At 63.8% G+C, this 20,011-nt stretch carries 16 protein-coding genes and 1 tRNA gene; 6 read left to right on the forward strand and 11 right to left on the reverse strand.

Annotation, left to right across the window (positions count from 1 at the left end; translation table 11 throughout):
- Positions 1–191: 191 nt before the first annotated feature.
- Complete coding sequence (locus tag WBG56_RS13845; RefSeq protein WP_424269309.1) at positions 192–1,838, forward strand: methyl-accepting chemotaxis protein; 1,647 nt, start codon at positions 192–194, stop codon at positions 1,836–1,838.
- Here the strand turns inward: WBG56_RS13845 and WBG56_RS13850 are convergent.
- Positions 1,835–2,965 (reverse strand): tellurite resistance/C4-dicarboxylate transporter family protein, encoded by a 1,131-nt coding sequence (locus WBG56_RS13850; RefSeq protein WP_424269311.1) that lies wholly within the window; start codon positions 2,963–2,965, stop codon positions 1,835–1,837. The two genes, WBG56_RS13845 and WBG56_RS13850, sit on opposite strands and share 4 nt — an antisense overlap.
- A gap of 144 nt (positions 2,966–3,109) precedes the next feature.
- Between WBG56_RS13850 and prfB the strand changes: the two genes are divergently transcribed.
- Together prfB and lysS are read left to right on the forward strand one after the other, a co-directional pair.
- A protein-coding gene (gene prfB, locus WBG56_RS13855; RefSeq protein ID WP_424269313.1) for a peptide chain release factor 2 occupies positions 3,110–4,214 on the forward strand; the annotation gives its coding sequence in 2 pieces (ribosomal slippage) (positions 3,110–3,190 and positions 3,192–4,214; 1,104 coding nt in all).
- Between the two features lie 66 nt (positions 4,215–4,280).
- On the forward strand, positions 4,281–5,798 hold the full coding sequence (gene lysS, locus WBG56_RS13860) for a lysine--tRNA ligase (protein ID WP_424269315.1): 1,518 nt from the start codon (positions 4,281–4,283) through the stop codon (positions 5,796–5,798).
- Positions 5,799–5,892: 94 nt separating this feature from the next.
- On the opposite strand, the gene iscA is transcribed toward lysS, so the two are convergent.
- The 6 genes from iscA to uvrB form a co-directional block, all read right to left on the reverse strand.
- Positions 5,893–6,216: an iron-sulfur cluster assembly protein IscA gene (iscA, locus tag WBG56_RS13865; RefSeq protein WP_424269317.1), complete on the reverse strand. Its 324-nt coding sequence runs from the start codon at positions 6,214–6,216 to the stop codon at positions 5,893–5,895.
- Between the two features lie 28 nt (positions 6,217–6,244).
- Complete coding sequence (locus WBG56_RS13870) at positions 6,245–6,631, reverse strand: iron-sulfur cluster assembly scaffold protein (protein WP_424269319.1); 387 nt, start codon at positions 6,629–6,631, stop codon at positions 6,245–6,247.
- A complete protein-coding gene (locus tag WBG56_RS13875; protein ID WP_424269321.1) occupies positions 6,631–7,851 on the reverse strand; it encodes an IscS subfamily cysteine desulfurase in 1,221 nt (406 codons plus the stop codon). Before WBG56_RS13875 ends, WBG56_RS13870 begins: the two co-directional genes overlap by 1 nt.
- Positions 7,852–7,872: 21 nt before the next feature.
- Positions 7,873–8,388, reverse strand: coding sequence for a Fe-S cluster assembly transcriptional regulator IscR (gene iscR / locus WBG56_RS13880; RefSeq protein ID WP_424269323.1), 516 nt, complete (start codon positions 8,386–8,388; stop codon positions 7,873–7,875).
- Between the two features lie 274 nt (positions 8,389–8,662).
- Positions 8,663–9,154, reverse strand: coding sequence for a low molecular weight protein-tyrosine-phosphatase (locus WBG56_RS13885; RefSeq protein ID WP_298019116.1), 492 nt, complete (start codon positions 9,152–9,154; stop codon positions 8,663–8,665).
- Positions 9,155–9,281: 127 nt separating this feature from the next.
- On the reverse strand, positions 9,282–11,312 hold the full coding sequence (gene uvrB, locus WBG56_RS13890; RefSeq protein WP_424269325.1) for an excinuclease ABC subunit UvrB: 2,031 nt from the start codon (positions 11,310–11,312) through the stop codon (positions 9,282–9,284).
- Positions 11,313–11,405: 93 nt separating this feature from the next.
- Between uvrB and WBG56_RS13895 the strand changes: the two genes are divergently transcribed.
- Entirely contained in the window at positions 11,406–12,611 is a 1,206-nt protein-coding gene (locus WBG56_RS13895) for an aromatic amino acid transaminase (RefSeq protein WP_424269327.1), read from the forward strand.
- Positions 12,612–12,951: 340 nt separating this feature from the next.
- Positions 12,952–13,695: a transcriptional repressor LexA gene (gene lexA / locus WBG56_RS13900; RefSeq protein ID WP_424269329.1), complete on the forward strand. Its 744-nt coding sequence runs from the start codon at positions 12,952–12,954 to the stop codon at positions 13,693–13,695.
- A 221-nt stretch (positions 13,696–13,916) separates the two neighbouring features.
- Here the strand turns inward: lexA and lon are convergent, their stop codons facing one another.
- The 4 genes from lon to tig all read right to left on the reverse strand — a co-directional run bounded on the left by lon (position 13,917) and on the right by tig (position 19,808).
- Entirely contained in the window at positions 13,917–16,373 is a 2,457-nt protein-coding gene (gene lon, locus WBG56_RS13905) for an endopeptidase La (protein ID WP_424269331.1), read from the reverse strand.
- Positions 16,374–16,529: 156 nt separating this feature from the next.
- Positions 16,530–17,825, reverse strand: coding sequence for an ATP-dependent Clp protease ATP-binding subunit ClpX (gene clpX, locus WBG56_RS13910; RefSeq protein WP_424269333.1), 1,296 nt, complete (start codon positions 17,823–17,825; stop codon positions 16,530–16,532).
- A 13-nt stretch (positions 17,826–17,838) separates the two neighbouring features.
- Positions 17,839–18,498, reverse strand: a complete 660-nt coding sequence (gene clpP / locus WBG56_RS13915; protein ID WP_424269335.1) for an ATP-dependent Clp endopeptidase proteolytic subunit ClpP — start codon at positions 18,496–18,498, stop codon at positions 17,839–17,841.
- The gene (gene tig, locus WBG56_RS13920; RefSeq protein WP_424269337.1) at positions 18,498–19,808 is read right to left on the reverse strand and encodes a trigger factor; all 1,311 of its coding nucleotides are present in this window, start codon (positions 19,806–19,808) and stop codon (positions 18,498–18,500) included. The genes clpP and tig overlap by 1 nt, the downstream gene beginning before the upstream one ends.
- A 114-nt stretch (positions 19,809–19,922) precedes the next feature.
- Between tig and WBG56_RS13925 the strand changes: the two genes are divergently transcribed.
- Positions 19,923–20,007 (forward strand) — tRNA-Leu (locus WBG56_RS13925).
- The last annotated feature ends 4 nt before the right edge of the window (positions 20,008–20,011 follow it).

Genomic DNA, 20,011 nt, shown 5'->3' on the forward strand with positions numbered 1-20,011 from the left:
CGCGCCGCCTTCCCCTGGCTCTCGCTGCTGCTGGTCTATCTGGTGTTCATCACCTACGTGCCCAGCGTCAGCCTCTGGCTGCCCGGCCTGTTCGGATAGGCCGCTGACATACGGGTGTCACATGAGGCACCCATAATCCCCGCGCTGCCTGGGCCATCCGGCCCAGGCGTTCGTTGCCGGGGGACCCACGCATGCGGCCTGCGTTCACACTGAAAAGCCGATTCATCCTGTTTCTTTCGCTGCTGGCCGTCTGCACCGCCCTGGTGCTGGGCGCCGTACTGCATCTGCTGCGCACGGCGGACACCTTGCGGCATACGGAATCCGCGCGCCACCAAGCCACCCAGCTGGCCACGCAATACCAGGCCCTGCTCGACGCACTGACCCGCGACACCATGGCATTCGTCGCCAGTGAGCAGCCGGAATTCGAACAACAGTATCTGCTGGACCTGGCCATACTGACGGGACAGGCGCCGGATGCCCAGGGCGTCCAGGCCGACGCGCTGGAACGCTTCCGGCGCGCCGATTTCGATGCGCCGGAACTGAGCATGATCGAGGACGCGCATGCCCTGCTCCTGGAGCTCACCCGGATCCAGAGCCAGGCCATCGGCACCGCCAAGGGTGAACTGGACGACGGCCAGGGGGGCGTCAGAATCGCCCTGCCCAACGCCATGTTGGCCAAGGCCCTGATTTTCAGCCAACAATACACGGACACCGAGACCGCCATCCGGACAATGATCAAAGCCTTCGATGCCCGGCAGGCGCAGCGCATGGCGCACCGCGTCGACGTGGCGGCATCGGATGGACGATCCGCGGGCTACACGGCCATCGCCGCCGTGCTGGCGCTGTTGCTGTCCAGCGCCGCGGCGTTGCTCAGCCTGTACCGATCCATCAAGCGCCCCCTGGACCAGGGGCTTGCGCTGGCCGGCCATCTGTCCGCCGGCAATCTCACCATCGGCATCGAACGGGCCGGGCGAGACGAGATGGGCCGGATGATGACGGCGCTGGAAAGCATCCGCACCGGCCTGAACGAGACGCTCTGCGAGGTGGCCGATCATTTTGCCCGCGTGGACACGAGCGCCGGCGTCCTCGCAGGCAGCCAGGACACTGTATTGCGAAACAGCCACGCACAGCGCCAGATGGCCGGACAGGTATCGGCGGCCATGCACTACCTGGACAGCACCGTCCGGCAGAATCACGACCGGGCCCTGGAGGCGCGACGCCTGAGCGAATGCGGCGACCAGCAGGCAAAGGCGGGGTCGGAAAGCGTCGCCCGGCTGACCCAGGCCATCTCGGACATCACGGAGGACGGCTTGCGCATCGAAGCGGCCGCCCGGCTCATCGGGGAAATCGCCTTTCAGACCAACCTGCTTGCGCTGAACGCGGCCGTCGAGGCGGCCCACGCCGGCCCTCACGGCCGGGGATTCGCGATCGTCGCCGCCGAGGTCCGCTCTCTGGCCCAGCGCTGCCACGCCACGGCCGACACCATCCATGCCGCCACCGCGCAAGCCGTCGGCAACAGCCGTCGAGGCGTCCTGCTGGCCGCCGCCGCACAAGAGGCCATGACCGGCGTGGTGCAGGCCACCGACCGCAGCCGACAGATCATGGACGAAGTCACCGCCGCCACGGATCAGCAGGCCCGGGCGATCCACGAAACGGCCCAGGCGGCCCGCGCCCTGGAAGCGATGGGCGCCCAAGGCACCATCCACGCCGAAGACACGGCCCAGGCCGTCGCCGAACAGGACTCCGGGATGGGCCGGCTGCGCCGCACGCTGGCGCACTTCCAGCTGGACGCCGGCCTGCCGGCCGGCGCGGGCATCGCCATCGAGTACGCTGACTAGACCCGCCCCGAAGGCCTGCGTCCCAGGCGCAGGACCGAACGCACCATGCCCACGAAGGTCACCAGCCAGGCGAACAGGGCGATGTGCAGGAAGACGCGCGGCATGCCCGCCAGAAAGCCGAATTCCATGGCGCGGTCCATCTGCCAGGTGCTGGCGGCATACATGCCCAACGGGAACACGGCGCCCCAGTACAGAGGGTCGTACTGAAAGGGAAAGCGCTGGAAGCCGTAGCGCCAGACCCCCAGCAGCAGAAGCATCGGGATCCACCAGGACCCGGTGGCCCAGTAGAACACCGTGAATCCCTTCAGGAACGGCAGCAGCGACACCAGAAAGGGGGCGTGCGGGGCGTTCAGGATCAGCAGCGAACCGGCCAGGGTGGAAATCGCCATCGCCCCCATGTTGATCCAGTACGGCGGCGACAGGTCATCCGGGGAAAAGCGGAAGAACACGTAGCGGTAGAAGATCAGCGACATCATCCAGATGTACAGCATGCCGCCCCACAGCCACATGGACAAGGCCATCAGATTCAGTTCCAGCCGATAAGGCTGGCCGATGCGCGCGGCCAGCAAGGCGCTGGACACCGCCAGCGACTGGGTCGCCACCACGGACAGCAGCCAGCCGCCGCTGATGCCCTTGTCCAGCGTGGGCTTGTCCGCCTTCACCGTGAAGGCGGTGAAAATCGTATACGTCAGACAGATCCACAAGACGACCGCCAACAGCCACAGGGCGAAGCCCACGGACAGGCTTCCGGCCTGCACGATGAACTGGCTGGCCAGGATGCCGGTGGCCGCCACCGCCGTGAAATAACCGGGTCCGCGCAGATGACTGACCATGTCGCCGAAAAACCGGCGGGGGTAACGCAATGCCCGCAGCACATACAGCACGCACAAGATGCCGTACTGCAGGATGTTCAGCAGGAACAGGGCCCGGGCGATCAGCGGCCGCTCCATCATGTCGGCCCCCAGGGACACGATCCCGGTCGCCATCACCAGGCCGAAATAAGCGGGTGACAGATCGGCCAGGCGCACGCGCAGTCCCGCGTCCCCGCCCGGCGCGCCACCCAGCAGCGCCGACCCCACGACCGGCGCCGGCAACGGCGCCCGACCCTGTGCTTCCCCCTTGCCCATGCAGCTCTCCTTGCTGTGGCACGCCGCGCATTCCCCCCTGGCGTCCCGCGAACCGGGCCATCGGACGGCGGCATTCCCTGCCGGGTGTCCCGGCGCGTTAAAATGCTCGATTATCTTCGCAGTGTAAGAAAAAAGGAAACCCATATGGAAGCCGAACGCCAGAACCAGATCAGCACCCACATCGAGGACTATCTGGAGCGCCAGGCCATTCTCCGGAGGTATCTTTGACTACGATGCCAAGGCTGAACGCCTGCTCGTCGTCAATGCCGAACTGGAAAACCCGGACGTCTGGAACGATCCGCAGCACGCCCAGGACCTGGGACGCGAAAAGAAAACCCTGGAAAACGTCGTCCAGACACTGAGCGCCCTGGAACGCGGCCTGCTCGACGCCCGCGACCTGTTCGAGCTGGCCAGCGCCGATGACGACGACGCCACGCTGATCGCCATCGAGTCCGACTGCGATGCGCTGCGTGAAAGCCTGGAAGGCCTGGAATTCCGCCGCATGTTCGACAATCCGGCCGATCCGCTGAATTGCTTCGTGGACATCCAGGCGGGCGCCGGCGGCACCGAGGCCCAGGACTGGGCTTCCATGCTGCTGCGCCAGTACCTGCACTACGGCGAACGCAAGGACTTCAAGGTCGAAATCCTGGAAGAATCCGAAGGCGAAGTCGCGGGCATCAAATCCGCCACCATCAAATTCGAGGGCGAATACGCCTACGGCCTGCTGCGCACCGAGACCGGCGTGCACCGCCTGGTGCGCAAAAGCCCCTTCGACTCGTCCAACGGCCGGCACACGTCCTTTGCCAGCGTGTTCGTCTACCCGGAGATCGACGATTCCTTCGAAATCGAGATCAATCCGGCGGATCTGCGCATCGATACCTACCGGGCCAGCGGCGCCGGCGGGCAGCACATCAACAAGACCGACTCGGCGGTGCGGATCACCCACGGCCCCACCGGCATCGTCGTGCAGTGCCAGAACGACCGGTCCCAGCACCGCAACCGGGCCGAAGCCATGCAGATGCTGAAATCCCGTCTGTACGAACTGGAAATGCGCAACCGCATGGCCGAACAGCAGAAACTGGAAGACTCCAAGAGCGACGTGGGCTGGGGTCATCAGATCCGTTCCTACGTGCTGGACCAGAGCCGCATCAAGGACTTGCGCACGGGGGTCGAGATCTCCAATACGCAAAAGGTCCTGGACGGCGACCTGGACCCGTTCATCACCGCCAGCCTGAAACAAGGGGTCTGAGCCCCGGCCCCGACCGGGGGCGGGCCGCGCCCGCCCCCACATCCCACGAATCACAGATCATCCGACATGACCGCGCAGACCGAATCCCAAACCTCCGACGAAAACCGCCTGATCGCCGAGCGGCGCTCCAAGCTGGCCAGCCTGCGCGAGGCCGGCCCCGCCTACCCCAACGACTTTCGCCCCGATACGCATGCGGCCACCCTGCATGAAGACTGCGACGCGCTGGACGCGGAGGCCCTGCTAGCCCAGAATCGCCGCGCTTGCGTGGCCGGGCGCATGATGCTCAAACGCGTCATGGGCAAGGCCAGCTTCGCCACGGTGCAGGACACCAGCGGCCGCCTGCAGCTGTACCTGGACCGGGGCGTGCTGGGCGACGAGACCTACGCGGCCTTCAAATCCTGGGATATCGGCGACATCGTGGGCGCCGAAGGCCAGGTCTTCAAGACCCATAAAGGCGAGCTGTCGCTGCGTGTGGAATCGCTGCGCCTGCTGTCGAAATCCCTGCGTCCCCTGCCCGACAAGTTCCACGGCGTGGCCGACCAGGAACTGCGCTATCGCCAGCGCTATGTAGATCTGATCATGACGCAGGAAACGCGCCAGACCTTCCTGTCCCGCAGCCGGATCGTCACCGCCATCCGCCAGATCATGTCGGACGCCGATTTCCTGGAAGTCGAAACCCCGATGCTGCACCCGATTCCGGGGGGCGCGGCCGCCAAGCCCTTCATCACGCACCACAACGCGCTGGACATGGACATGTACCTGCGCATCGCCCCGGAACTGTATCTGAAGCGCCTGGTCGTCGGCGGCTTCGAACGGGTCTTCGAAATCAACCGCAACTTCCGCAACGAAGGGGTCAGTCCGCGCCACAATCCGGAATTCACCATGATGGAATTCTATGCGGCGTACACCGACTACGGCTGGATCATGGACTACACGGAATCCCTGATCCGCGATACGGCGCTGCGCGTCTGCGGCACGACCGACCTCACCTACCAGGGCCAGCCCCTGGACCTGGGCCGCGCCTTCGATCGCCTGACCATCACCGAAGCCATCCTGAAGTACGCGCCGACCTACACGGCCGCGCAACTGCAGGACATTGAATTCCTGCGCAAGGACCTGCGTCGCCTGGGCGCCGACATCGACGGCCCCGTGCTGTCCCACGCGGGCCTGGGCGCCCTGCAACTGGCCTTGTTCGAGGAAACGGCGGAAGCCCTGCTCTGGCATCCGACCTTCATCATCGACTACCCGGTCGAGGTCTCGCCGCTGGCCCGGGCCTCCGACAGCCAGCCGGGCATCACGGAACGCTTTGAACTGTTTGCCTGCGGCCGTGAAATCGCCAACGGCTTTTCCGAGCTGAACGACCCGGAAGACCAGGCCGCCCGCTTCCAGGCCCAGGTGGCCGCCAAGGACGCCGGCGACGAGGAAGCCATGTACTACGACGCCGACTACGTGCGGGCCCTGGAATACGGCATGCCGCCCACGGGCGGCTGCGGCATCGGCATCGATCGACTGGTCATGATGCTGACCGACAGCCCCAATATCCGCGACGTGATCCTGTTCCCGCACCTGCGCCGCGAAGACTGAGGCCGCCATCCCGCCGAACGGGCGGCGATCCCCGACACCCAGCAAAAAGGCCGGTTCGACCGGCCTTTTTGCTGGGCTGAACGGCGATGCCGCATTACACGGTGAACGATTCCCCGCAGCCGCAGGCCGCCTTTTCGTTGGGGTTGTTGAAGCGAAAGCCCTCGTTCAGGCCTTCGCGGGCATAGTCCAGCTCCATGCCCTGCAGATAGGGCAGGCTGCCGGGCGCGACATACAGCCGGGCGCCGAACTGTTCGAAGACCTGGTCGTCCGCTGCCGGATCGTCCACGTATTCGAGCTGATAGGACATGCCCGAGCAGCCGGACGGCTTCACGCCCAGGCGCAAGCCCAGGCCCTTGCCGCGTTTGTCCAGATGGCGCCGGATGTGATCGGCTGCCTGTTGCGTCAGTGTGATTGCCATGATGACCTCGACAATAAAAACCGGTGATTCAGGAATGCTTATGCGTATAGTCTGCCACGACTGCGCGGATGGCGTCTTGCGCCAGCAGGGCGCAATGCAGCTTGGCGGGCGGCAGGACCAGCGCCTGCACGAAGTCCTGGCTGCGGATGTCCAGCGCCTGGTCCAGGCTGCGGCCCTGCAGCCAATCCGCCGCCAACGATCCGGCGGCAATCGCCGCGCCACAGCCAAAGGCCCGGAAGCAGGCAGATTCGATGGTCGCCCCCTGCACGCGAATCTGCAATTTCAGCACCTGCCCCACAGCGGGCGACCCTACCAGCGCCGTGCCCACCTGGGGATCCTGCGGATCGAAGGACCCGACGTGGCGCGGATGCAGGTAGTGATCCAGGACCTGCGGCCCGTAGCTTGGCCCGGCCATCACAAAGCACCCTCCCACGCCGCCAGTGTGCCCTGTTGGCGCATTTCCCACAAGGGCGAGACGTCCCGCAGCCGTTGAATCTGCGTGCGCAGCAAGGCCACCGCCTGATCGATCTGTTCCTGCGTGGTGTAGCGGCCCAAGGTCAGGCGCAGGGAACTGTGCGCCAGCGGGTCGCTGCGCCCCAGCGCCCGCAGCACATAGGAGGGTTCCAGGCTGGCGGACGTGCAGGCCGACCCGCTGGAGACGGCCAGTTCGGGAATGGACATCAGCAAGGCCTCGCCTTCGATGTGGGCGATGCTGACATTCAGGGTATGCGCCACACGATGGTCGGGCGCCCCATTCAAGTAGACATCGGGCAGGTCCTTCAGGCCGTCCCACAGGCGATCCCGCAGGGACCGGATGCGAGGAACCTCGTCAGCCATGGATTCGGCGGCCAGCGCATAGGCCTGCCCCATGCCGACGATCTGGTGCGTGGGCAGGGTGCCGGACCGCAGGCCGCGCTCGTGTCCGCCGCCGTGGATCTGGGCATCCAGCCGCGCGCGCGGCTTGCGCCGCACGTACAGCGCCCCGACGCCCTTGGGGCCATAGGTCTTGTGGGCCGACAGGGACATCAGATCGATGCCCAGCGCATCGACGTCGATGTCGATCTTGCCGGTGGCCTGGGCCGCATCCGTGTGAAACAGAACACCCTGTTCATGGCAGACGGCCGCCAGCGCGGCGATGTCCTGGATGACGCCGATCTCATTGTTCACCAACATGACCGACGCCAGAATGGTATCGGGCCGCAAGGCCGCCCGCAACGCCTGTGGGTCGACCAGGCCGTCCGCGTCCACGTCCAGATAGGTGACCTGGAAGCCACGCTGCTCCAGCGCCTGGCAGGTATCGAGCACGGCCTTGTGTTCGGTGCGCGCAGTGACAATATGACGCCCCCGCGCGGCGTGGAACTCCGCAACGCCCTTGATCGCCAGATTGTCGGATTCAGTCGCTCCGGAGGTCCAGACGATTTCACGCGGATCGGCATGGATCAGGCCGGCCACCTGGACGCGGGCCTGTTCCACGGCCTCTTCGGCGTCCCAGCCCCAGGCATGGCTGCGCGACGCCGGATTGCCGAAGCGCTGGGCCAGCCAGGGCAGCATGGCCTGCACGACCCGTTCATCCACCGGCGTGGTGGCGGAATAATCCAGATAGATGGGGTAATCCGGGGACAGACCCTGCGACATTGAGGCTCCAGAACAAACAAATCAGGCGGAAACAGGTTCCTTGCTGGCATCGGCCACGGGCGTAATGGGAATCGTCGGATGACCGCTGCGCAGATGCCCGGATTCCTGCCATTCCCGCAAACGCTGCTGGTCAACCAGGTCCTGCAGCGATACCGAATCCAGGTATTCCAGCATTTTACGACTCAAGGTGGCCCATAGGTCATGGGTCATGCATTTCCCCGAACGGCCATTGCGTCCGATGTCGCAGTTTTCCTTGCCGCCGCAACTGGTCGCGTCCAAGGGCTCATCCACCGCGAAGATGATATCGGCCACGGAAATGTCCCGGACATGACGGGCCAGCGTATACCCCCCGCCCGGCCCGCGCACGCTATCCACGAGCTCGTGGCGACGCAGCTTGCCGAAGAGCTGCTCCAGATAGGACAAGGAAATGTTCTGGCGCTCGCTGATGGCGGCCAGCGTCACCGGCCCGCTGTGGTGGCGCAAACCCAGATCGATCATTGCCGTCACGGCAAAACGTCCTTTGGTCGTCAAACGCATGATGAAACCCCTTTGGTCTGAATCCAATTCCGCGGGTGACAGATACCCGACTGTTGAAGTCAAGTATAGCCCGATACCTGACTAAAACACTCAGCTTTAGGGGAATGCGCCCGCCATATCTTGACCAATATCAAGTCCCGGTTTCAGCCTTGGAATGAAAGGCCGTCGGATCGCCGGAAAGGCAAACGCCCCGGAGTCCGGGGCGTTCATCAGGGGGCAAACACTTATGATATTGGCGAGAGAACGGCGCGCGGATCCGATGGCGGACCCGCGATCAGGCCGCCTGATATTGCAGGGCGCGTTTGCGGACGAGTTCAAGAACCCCCTGGCAGGCGTCTTCGATATAGTCCAGGACCTTGTTGAAGCCTTCGGGACCGCCATAATAGGGGTCGGGCACGGTGGCTTCCTCATATTCGTTCGAAAACCGCATCAGCAGCATGAGCTTATGCTGATAGATCTTCGGGCAACGCTGCTGCAGCGCAGACAGGTTTTCCCAATCCATGGCCAGGATCAGGTCGGCGTCGCGGAAGTCGTCAGCATCGATCTGGCGCGCCACGTAGGACGACAGATCGTAGCCGCGCTTGCGAGCCGCCGTCTGCGCGCGCGCATCGGGGGCCTCGCCCACGTGAAATTGGTGAGTGGCCGCCGAGTCGACGCAAATGGCATCGGAGAGACCGGCTTCATCGATCAGGTGCTGGAAGACACCCTGGGCGGAGGGGGAACGGCAGATATTGCCCGTGCAGACAAAAAGTACCTTATGCATGATAGGTGAAAGTGTGAGGGAAAACCCGGAAATTGGCAAGCTTTTTCCCGTGAGATCCTTAAAAAAAACCTGTCATGTCAGAACTTTGCAGCGGGCAGGCGCCGCCGCCCGTCCGCTCCGGTTTTTGCGCTCAGGACAGCAGCGCCTGGTCCTTCAGGGCGCGCAAAGCGTCGCGTACCGCAGCCGCCTGCTCGAATTCCAGATTGCGGGCATGCTCGTTCATCTGTTGCTCCAGTCGCTTGATTTCGCGCGCCAGCGCCTTTTCATTGCCCAGCACGCTGGCATCGAAGGCCGGCGCATCCGCCATCAGGCTGGCCGCCGACGACACCCCGTCGATCAGGTCGCGCACGGCCTTGGTGACCCCGCGCGCCGTGATGCCGTGTTCCGTATTGAATGCCTGCTGTCTTTCCCGGCGCCGGGCGGTTTCGTCCATGGCGCGGCGCATGGAGTCCGTCACCCGGTCGGCATACAGGATGGCCCGCCCGTTCAGATTGCGGGCGGCCCGGCCGATGGTCTGGATGAGGCTGCGTTCGGACCGCAGGAAGCCTTCCTTGTCGGCATCCAGGATGGCCACCAGGGACACTTCGGGGATGTCCAGGCCTTCGCGCAACAGATTGATGCCCACCAGCACGTCAAACGCCCCCAAACGCAGATCGCGGATGATCTCCACCCGCTCCACCGTATCGATGTCCGAATGCAGGTAGCGCACCTTCAGGCCGTTTTCCTGCAGATATTCGGTCAGGTCTTCGGCCATCCGCTTGGTCAGCGTCGTCACCAGCACGCGTTCATGCCGGGCGATGCGCAGCTTGGCTTCGCCCAGCAGGTCATCGACCTGGGTGGCGGCCGGCCGCAACTCGACTTCCGGGTCCACCAGGCCGGTCGGGCGCACGACCTGCTCGACGATCTCGTCGGCGTGGTCGGCCTCGTAGGGCCCCGGCGTGGCGGAGACGAATACGCACTGTGGCATGCGGGCTTCGAATTCCTCCAGGCGCAAGGGCCGGTTGTCCAGCGCCGAAGGCAGGCGAAAACCGAACTGCACCAGGGTTTCCTTGCGCGAACGGTCGCCCCGATACATGCCGCCCAATTGGCCGATGGTGACGTGGCTCTCGTCGATGAACATCAGTGAACGGGCCGGCAGATAGTCGATCAGAGTGGGGGGCGGCTCGCCCGGGGCCGCCCCCGACAAATGTCGCGAATAATTTTCGATGCCCTTGCAAAAGCCCAGTTCCTGCAGCATCTCCAGATCGAAACGGGTGCGTTGCTCCAGGCGCTGGGCCTCGACCAAATGGCCATCCGCGGTCAGGTGCGCCAGGCGGTCGCGCAGTTCGTCCTTGATGGTGTCGATGGCATGCAGCACGGTCTCGCGCGGCGTGACGTAGTGCGAGCTGGGAAAGATCGTGAAACGCAGCAGATTCTGCACCAGCTTGCCCGTCAGAGGGTCAAACAGATCCAGCGATTCGATTTCATCGTCGAACAGCGTGATGCGCAGGGCCTGTTCCGCATGCTCGGCCGGGAACACGTCAATGATCTCCCCGCGGGCGCGAAACGTGCCACGGGCGAAATCCATGTCATTGCGTTCGTACTGCATGGATACCAGTCGCGCCAGGATTTCCTGGCGGCCGACGTGATCGCCCGTGCGCAGGGTCAGCACCATGGCATGATAATCAGCCGGGTTGCCGATCCCGTAGATGCACGACACCGTGCCCACGATGATGGTGTCCGGACGCTCCAGCAGGCTTTTGGTGGCCGACAGGCGCATCTGTTCGATGTGCTCGTTGATGGACGAGTCCTTTTCGATGAACAGATCGCGCGAGGGCACATAGGCCTCGGGCTGATAGTAGTCGTAATAGGACACGAAATATTCCACCGCATTGCGGGGAAAGAATTCCCGCATCTCGGCGTATAGCTGGGCGGCCAGGGTCTTGTTGGGCGCCAGCACGATGGCCGGGCGCCCGGTGCGGGCAATGAGGTTCGCCATGGTGTAGGTCTTGCCCGACCCCGTCACCCCCAGCAGGGTCTGGCACATCAAGCCATCGCGCACGCCCGATTCCAGCGCGGCAATGGCCGCCGGCTGGTCGCCCGCCGGCGGATAAGGCTGATACAGTTGAAATGGGCTATCCGGGAAATGCACAAACCCCGGGGAATTTTGGCCGTTCTCCATCGCTCGTCTGGACACTATTCGGGTAAACCCCTTATTATCCCATCGTTGGCCTCTGCGACCAAGACACCTTTTTCTCTGTCTCAACGGTACCCCATGTCCTCTATCTTCGCTTCCGTCGAACTCGCCCCTCGCGACCCCATTCTGGGCCTGAACGAACAATTCAAGGCCGACACCCGGTCCACCAAGGTCAATCTGGGCGTGGGCGTCTACACCGACGACACAGGCCGCATCCCGCTGCTGAAGGCCGTGCGTCAGGCCGAAGCCCAGCTCTTCGAGCAGGCCACGCCGCGCAACTACCTGCCCATCGACGGCATCCCCGGCTACAACCAGGGCGCCGCCACGCTGCTGTTGGGCGCGAAATCGCCGCTGCTGGCCGGGCACCGTTCCGTCACGGTCCAGACCCTGGGCGGCACCGGCGCACTGAAAGTCGGCGCCGATTTCCTGAAGCGCGTTCTGCCCAAGGCCCAGGTCGCCATCAGCAATCCCAGCTGGGCTAACCACGAGGCCCTGTTCTCCGCTGCCGGCTTTCCCATCGTCAGCTACGATTACTACGACGCTGCGACCCATGGCCTGAATTTCGATGGCATGCTGGCCTCGCTCAAGGCGCTGCCCGCCGGCACCATCGTCGTGCTGCACGCCTGCTGCCACAACCCCACCGGCGTGGACCCCAGCCCCGAACAATGGCGCGACATCGCCCAGACCTTGCAGGCCGGCCAACTGGTGCCGTTCCTGGACATCGCCTATCAGGGCTTTGGCGCCGGCCTGGAAGAAGATGCCGCTGTCGTGCGTCTGTTCGCCGATCTGGGCATGACGATGTTCATCAGCTCCTCGTTCTCGAAATCGTTCTCGCTGTACGGCGAACGCGTCGGCGCCCTGACCCTGGTCACGGGTGACGACGAGGAAAGCGCCCGAGTGCTCAGCCAGTTGAAACGCGTCATCCGCACCAACTATTCCAACCCGCCCACCCATGGCGGCGCCCTGGTGTCCGCGGTGCTGAACACGCCGGAACTGTTCGCGCAGTGGGCCGAGGAACTGGCTGGCATGCGCGACCGCATCCGCGCCATGCGCCATCAGCTGGTCGAACAGATTCATGCCCACGGCGTGGACCGGGACTTCGGCTTCGTCAAGGCGCAACGCGGCATGTTCTCCTATTCCGGCCTGACCAAGCCCCAGGTCGAACGCCTGCGTGAGGATTTCGGCATCTATGCCGTGGGCAGCGGTCGCATCTGCGTGGCGGCCCTGAACAGCGCCAACGTCGATTACGTGGCCCGCGCGATCGCCCAGGTCCTGAAGGGATGAGACTGGACATAGGGCAGTCCTGGAGGACTGCCCTATGCCTGGCGAATCCGAGCGGCATGCAGGCCGCGAGGTGGACGAGACTGGACGTATAGCAGTCCACTACGGACTGCTATACGCCTGACGAATCCGAACCGCTTGCAAGCGGTGAGGTGGACGAGCCCAGGCATAGTCCCGGAGGACTGCCCTTTGCTGGCGAACCCAAGCGGACATGAAGGCCGCGAGGCGGACGATACAAGGCCCGGACACTCCATCCGGGCCTTATGCTTTCCAGGCCTAGCCGCTTGCCATATCCAGGGGTTTCAGACAAAATACAGGCTGTGTTTTCATCCAGTAGCGCGCCATGTCCCTGAAGCTTACTGCCCGCCAATCCCAGATCCTGGACCTGATCATCCAGGCCATCACCCAGACAGGGCGTCCGCCCACCCGGGCCGAAATCGCCCGGGCGCTGGGTTTTCGTTCCGCCAACGCCGCCGAAGACCATCTGCGCGCCCTGGAACGCAAGGGCTACATCCTGCTGACGGCGGGCACCTCGCGCGGCATCCAGTTGACCACCCTGGCCCAAGCGGCCACACCGCAGCCCGCCCCGACGACGCCTTCCCAGGCCGCGCAGGCCCAGGGCGACGCCGGCCGGGCCGCCGCCACGCGAACGATCCAACCGCCGCCCGGGGCTCCGATCTGGACGACGCCCTCGGACCAACGCCTGATTCCGCTCATCGGCCGTGTCGCCGCCGGCCATCCGATCCTGGCCGCCGAACACGTCGAACGCGAAGTCCCCCTGGCGCCGCATCTGTTCGATTCGGTCCCCGATTATCTGCTGCGGGTGCGGGGCAGCAGCATGCGCGACGCCGGCATCCTGGATGGCGACCTGCTGGCGGTGCGCAGCACGCCCGATGCCCGCCACGGCCAGATCGTCGTGGCCCGACTGGGCGACGACGTCACCGTCAAACGGCTGGATCATCAAGGCCAGCGCATCCGCCTGCTGCCGGAAAACCCCGACTTCTCGCCCATCGTGGTGGGCGCGGGCGACGATTTCGCCATCGAAGGCATCGCCGTAGGCCTGATCCGCACAACGAATCTGCACTGATCGGCCTCCTCCCGGGCCTGGCCGCCTGTCCCCTTTCAGCCGGAACTCCCGGCGCCCGCTCGTCCCCGCCAGAGCCCGGCCATTCATCCCCACCGAAAAAAACAGGCCCCGCCCTTTTGGGGCGAGGCCTGCTCGTCTTGCGAGAACCGCCATCCGCTGGCGTCTGTCCGGCCCCTTCACGCCCTTGGGCGGCCTGAGGAACCGAAGCCAAACGACACGCATCAATGCTTGATCACGTCTCCCGAAGGCCCGGCAGGCTTGGCGGCCGCGACGGCCTCGGCCGCCAGGCGGGCGACTTCCTCGTCCGACAGAGGCGTGGGCATATGCTGCAAGGCGACCTCCAGCACCCGGTCGATCCAGCGCACCGGGATGATTTCCAGGTGGTTTTTCACGTTATCGGGGATTTCCGCCAGATCCTTGACGTTTTCTTCCGGGATCATCACGGTCTTGACGCCGCCACGATGGGCCGCCAGCAGCTTTTCCTTCAGGCCGCCGATTTCCAGCACTTCGCCGCGCAGGGTGATCTCCCCGGTCATGGCCACATCCGCCCGCACGGGAATGCCCGTCAGGGCCGACACCATGGCGGTGGTAATGGCAATGCCGGCTGAAGGACCGTCCTTGGGCGTCGCGCCTTCCGGGAAGTGCACATGCAGATCGTGCTTTTCGAAGGTCTGATCGGCGATTCCCCAATGCCGGGCGCGGGCTCGCACCACGGTGCGGGCTGCCTCGACGGATTCCTTCATCACGTCGCCCAATGAGCCGGTGCGGGTGACGACGCCCTTGCCGGGCATATCGGCGACTTCGATGGTCAACAGATCGCCGCCCACCTCCGTCCAGGCCAATCCCGTCACCTGCCCGATGCGGTCTTCCTTTTCGGCCACGCCGAAGCTGAAGCGACGCACGCCCAGGTAATCATCCAGGTTGTCGGAATCCACCGTCAGGGATTTCTGGATCTTGGTCGTCTTATGACCCTTGCCGACCGGGTTCGCCGTCAGCAGGCGCTTGACCGCCTTGCGGCAGATCTTGGAGATTTCCCGCTCCAGCGCCCGCACCCCCGCCTCGCGCGTGTAGTAGCGCACGATATCGCGGATCGCGGCTTCGGTCACCGTCAGTTCGCCGTCCTGCACGCCGTTGTTTTTCATCAGCTTGGGCAGCAGGTGATCAAAGGCGATGTGGACCTTTTCATCTTCCGTGTATCCCGACAGGCGGATGACCTCCATCCGGTCCAGCAGGGCCGGCGGAATGTTCAGCGTATTGCTGGTGGCCACGAACATCACATCGGACAGATCGAAATCGACCTCGATGTAGTGATCCTGGAACGTGTGATTCTGTTCCGGGTCCAGGACCTCCAGCAGCGCGGACGACGGGTCGCCCCTGAAATCGGCGCCAAGCTTGTCGATCTCGTCCAGCAGGAACAAGGGATTGCGCACACCGACCTTGCTCATGTTCTGCAGGATCTTGCCGGGCATGGAGCCGATGTAGGTGCGCCGGTGGCCGCGGATTTCGGCCTCATCGCGCACGCCGCCCAGGGCCATGCGCACGAACTTGCGATTGGTCGCTCGCGCCACGGACTGCCCCAGGGACGTCTTGCCCACGCCCGGAGGCCCCACCAGGCAAAGGATGGGCGCCTTGAGCTTCTCGACGCGCTGCTGCACGGCCAGGTACTCGACAATGCGTTCCTTGACCTTCTCCAGACCGTAGTGGTCGGCGTCCAGTACTTCTTCCGCGTTCTGCAGGGCATTGTTGACCCGGCTCTTTTTATGCCAGGGCAGGCCGATCAGGGTATCGATGTAGTTGCGCACCACCGTGGCTTCGGCCGACATGGGCGACATCAGTTTCAGCTTTTTCAGCTCGCTATCGGCCTTTTTACGGGCTTCCTTGGACATGCGGGCGGCTGCGATCTTGCGTTCCAGCTCTTCGATGTCGGCGCCTTCCTCGCCCTCGCCCAGTTCCTTCTGGATGGCCTTGACCTGTTCATTCAGGTAGTAGTCGCGCTGGCTTTTCTCCATCTGCTTCTTGACCCGGCCGCGAATGCGCTTCTCGACCTGCAAGATATCGATTTCGGACTCCAGCTGCGCCAGCAGGGCTTCCAGGCGCTGCACGGCGCCTTCCATGTCCAGCAGGGACTGCTTCTGTTCGATCTTCAGCGGCAGGTGGGCCGCGATGGTATCCGCCAGACGGCCGGCATCTTCAATGCCGGTCAGGGAGGTGAGGATCTCCTGGGGGATTTTCTTGTTCAGCTTGACGTACTGTTCGAACTGGGCCAGCACGGCCCGGCGCAGGGCCTCGGCCTCCGCCTGGTCGGACGCGTCTTCGACGATGCCCGTGACCCGGGCCGTGAAGTGGGTTTCGGCATCCGACACAGCATGGATGCGCGCCCGCTGCTGGCCTTCGACCAGAACCTTGACGGTTCCATCGGGCAGTTTGAGCATCTGCAGGATGTTGGCGGCGCAGCCGATGTCATACAGATCATCGGGCGTAGGGTCGTCCTTGCCGGCGGATTTCTGTGCAACCAGCATGATGCTGTTGCCGCCTTCCATGGCCAGTTCCAGCGCCTTGATCGAGCGGGGACGGCCCACGAACAGCGGGATGACCATATGCGGAAAGACCACGACGTCGCGCAGCGGCAGCAGCGGCAGATCCGCAGGTTCCTGGGTCAGAATCTGACTAGCAGACATGGTTGCTTCCTAAAACGGTTGAGTCCAATAAAAAAGGAAGCGCAGGCTTCCTTTTTTGTGTTGCCTGCTTACCCATATGGTGTCAGGTGCTGGGCTTTCAAGGCCCGGATGCCTGGGTCCAGTATAAGGGCAGAACCGGCCCGCCTGAAGCAATGATCAGGCGGCAGCCGTGCGCAGGGGCTTTTCGTCTTCCGTATGATGCGTTCTCCGGGGCCCCTTGATGAGCTGGGGTTGCCCCTGGCCTTCGACGGCATCCGCATCCAGCACCACGCGGTTGATGTCCTGACGGGTCGGCAAGTCGAACATGGTCGCCAACAGGGATTGTTCCATGATGGAGCGCAATCCGCGGGCGCCGGTGCGCCGCTTGATGGCGCGCTTGGCGATGGCCGTCAAGGCCTCCGGCGTGACGTCGAGGTCCACGTCTTCCATCTCGAGCAGTTTCTGGAACTGCTTGACGACGGCATTGCGCGGTTCGGTCAGAATCCGCACCAAGGTGTCTTCCTTGAGTTCTTCCAGGGTGGCGACCACCGGCAGACGGCCGACCAGTTCCGGAATCAGGCCGAACTTGATCAGGTCCTCGGGCTCGACCTCGGCGAACAGCTCGCCCACGCCGCGTTCGGAACGCGCGCGCACGGTGGCGGAAAACCCGATGCCGGAACGCTCGCTACGGTCGCGGATGATCTTTTCCAGGCCGTCGAAGGCCCCGCCCACGATGAACAGGATGTTGGTGGTATCCACCTGGACGAAATCCTGGTTGGGATGCTTGCGACCGCCCTGCGGAGGCACGGAAGCCACCGTGCCCTCGATGAGTTTCAGCAGAGCCTGCTGCACGCCTTCCCCCGACACGTCGCGGGTGATCGACGGGTTGTCCGACTTGCGCGAGATCTTGTCGATTTCGTCGATGTAGACAATGGCCCGCTGGGCTTTTTCGACTTCGTAGTTGCAGTTCTGCAGCAGCTTCTGGATGATGTTCTCGACGTCTTCGCCGACATAGCCGGCTTCGGTCAGCGTCGTTGCATCCGCCATGACGAAAGGCACGTCCAGCATGCGGGCCAACGTCTGCGCCAGCAAGGTCTTGCCGGAACCGGTTGGGCCGATCAGCAGAATATTGCTTTTCGACAATTCGACGTCGCCGCTTTTGGCATCGGCATAGCGGATGCGCTTGTAGTGGTTGTAGACCGCCACGGCCAGATTGCGCTTGGGCGTTTCCTGGCCGATCACATAACCGTCCAGGAAGGTCTTGATTTCCTGCGGCGTGGGCAGTTCATTGCGCACGGCGTCGCGGGCGGCTTCCTGCTTTTCATCGCGGATGATGTCGTTGCACAGGCTGATGCACTCATCGCAGATGAACACGGAAGGACCCGCGATCAGCTTGTGGACTTCGCTCTGGCTTTTGTTGCAGAAGGAACAATGCAAGGCTTTGTCCTCGCTGGATCCTTTTTTCTCGGTCATGGCAAACCCGTACTTATGTGGTTTCGTCGGTGCGTGAAACCAGAACCTTGTCGATCAGGCCGTAGACCTGCGCGTCGTCGGCGGACATGAAGTTGTCGCGTTCGGTATCGACAGCGATGCGTTCAATGTCCTGCCCGGTGCGTTCCGCCAGAATGCCGTTCAGGCGCTCGCGCAGGCTGAGGATTTCCTTGGCCTGGATCTGGATGTCGGACGCCTGCCCTTGGGCGCCGCCGGAAGGTTGGTGGATCATGATACGGGAATTGGGCAAGGCATAGCGCTTGCCCTTTTCCCCGGCCGCCAACAGGAACGCCCCCATGCTGGCCGCCAGGCCGGTGCACAGGGTGGAGACAGCCGGCTTGACGAACTGCATGGTGTCGTAGATGGCCATGCCCGCATACACCGACCCGCCAGGCGAGTTGATGTACAGGGAAATGTCTTTGTCAGGGTTCTCCGATTCCAGGAACAGCAGTTGGGCGACGACCAGATTGGCCGACTGGTCGTTGACCTGCCCCACGAAGAAAATCACCCGTTCGCGCAACAGGCGCGAATAGATATCGTAGGACCGTTCACCCCGACCGGACTGCTCGATCACGATGGGCACGTAACCCAGACCGGTGGGGGTGACGGATTCACCCCCATACATCGATGCATAGAAATCGGTGAACCTGGACATCAACGCGTTCCCATCAAGGTATCAAAGTCGACGGTTTCGTCGGTAACCTGGGCTGCTGCCAGCACGTGGTCGACGACGTTGTCTTCCAGCACCAGCGATTCGATTTCGGCGCGGCGCTGACGATCGGACAGATAATAGGCCACAACCTGGGCGGGCTGCTCGTAGCTCTTGGCGAAGTCTTCGATGCGGGCGCGGACCTGCTCGGGCTTGGCCTTCAGGTCGGCCGCCTTGATCAGTTCGCCCACCAGCAGGCCCAGACGCACACGGCGCTCGGCTTCCGGGCGGAAGGTGTCTTCCGGGATGGGGATGGTATCGGCATTGGGCAGGCCGCGCTGTTTCAGTTCTTCGCGGGCGGCGGCGGTGCGGCTGGCGACTTCGCTGTCGATCAGGGCCTTGGGCAGATCGAAGGAGCAGGCCGCGGCCAGGGCATCCATCACGCTGGCCTTGGTGCGGCTTTTCGCGCGGGCCTGGGCTTCGCGTTCGACGTTGCCGCGGACTTCAGCCAGCAGCGCGTCGACATTGCCTTCGGCCTGACCCAGCGACTTGGCGAAATCGGCATTGACTTCGGGCAGTTCGGGTTCGGCGACTTCTTTCACGGTGATGGTGAATTCAGCCTGCTTGCCGGCCACGGCGGCGCTGCCGTAGTCTGCCGGGAAATTCAGCGGAAAGGTCTTGCTTTCGCCGGCCTTCAGGCCGGTGGCGGCGGCTTCGAATTCGGGCAGCATGCGACCCTGGCCCAGCACGAAGGGGAAATCCTGGGCGGTGCCGCCATCGAAGGCCACGCCATCGATGGTGCCGGCAAAGTCCAGCGTGACGCGGTCGCCGTCCTGGGCGGCGCGATCGGCGGCGGCCTTGAAGACAGTACGCTGGCGACGCAGGATGTCGATGGTCTTTTGCACTTCGGCATCACCCACCTGCACGGCGCTGCGAGTGATCTTCAGGCCGGACAGGTCGGGCAGTTCGACTTCCGGGTAGACCTCGAAGGTGGCGGAAAACGCCATCACGCCGTCTTCGGCGCCTTCGACCTTGGGCTCCAGGCTGGGGGAGCCCGCGACGCGCAGATTGGCGTCGGCGATGACCTTGTCCAGGGATTTGCCGATCTGGGAATTGATCACGTCATAGCGCACCGAGGGACCATGGCTGCGTTCGATCACCGACAGCGGGGCTTTGCCGGGGCGAAACCCATGGACCTTGGCCGTGCGGGCGACGCGTTTGAGTTGTGCCTGGACTTCTTTCTCGATGTCGGCGACAGAAACGCTCAGATCGACACGGCGCTCCAGGCCGGACAGTTTTTCAACCACGGGCTGCATTCGGAACCTATTGATAGTAATGGACAGTAAACGGGGTATTTTAGCGGAAAGTCGGACCCGGCGTAGGAGCGTCGGGAGGCCCGAGGTTTCAAGCTATAATGATCGGCTAACCTAGCGAACGTGGCGGAATTGGTAGACGCACCAGATTTAGGTTCTGGCGCCGCAAGGCGTGAGAGTTCAAGTCTCTCCGTTCGCACCACGGC

Origin of the sequence: Castellaniella sp. (genome assembly GCF_049671645.1) — a bacterium.
In the GTDB taxonomy this organism is placed as follows: domain Bacteria; phylum Pseudomonadota; class Gammaproteobacteria; order Burkholderiales; family Burkholderiaceae_B; genus Castellaniella.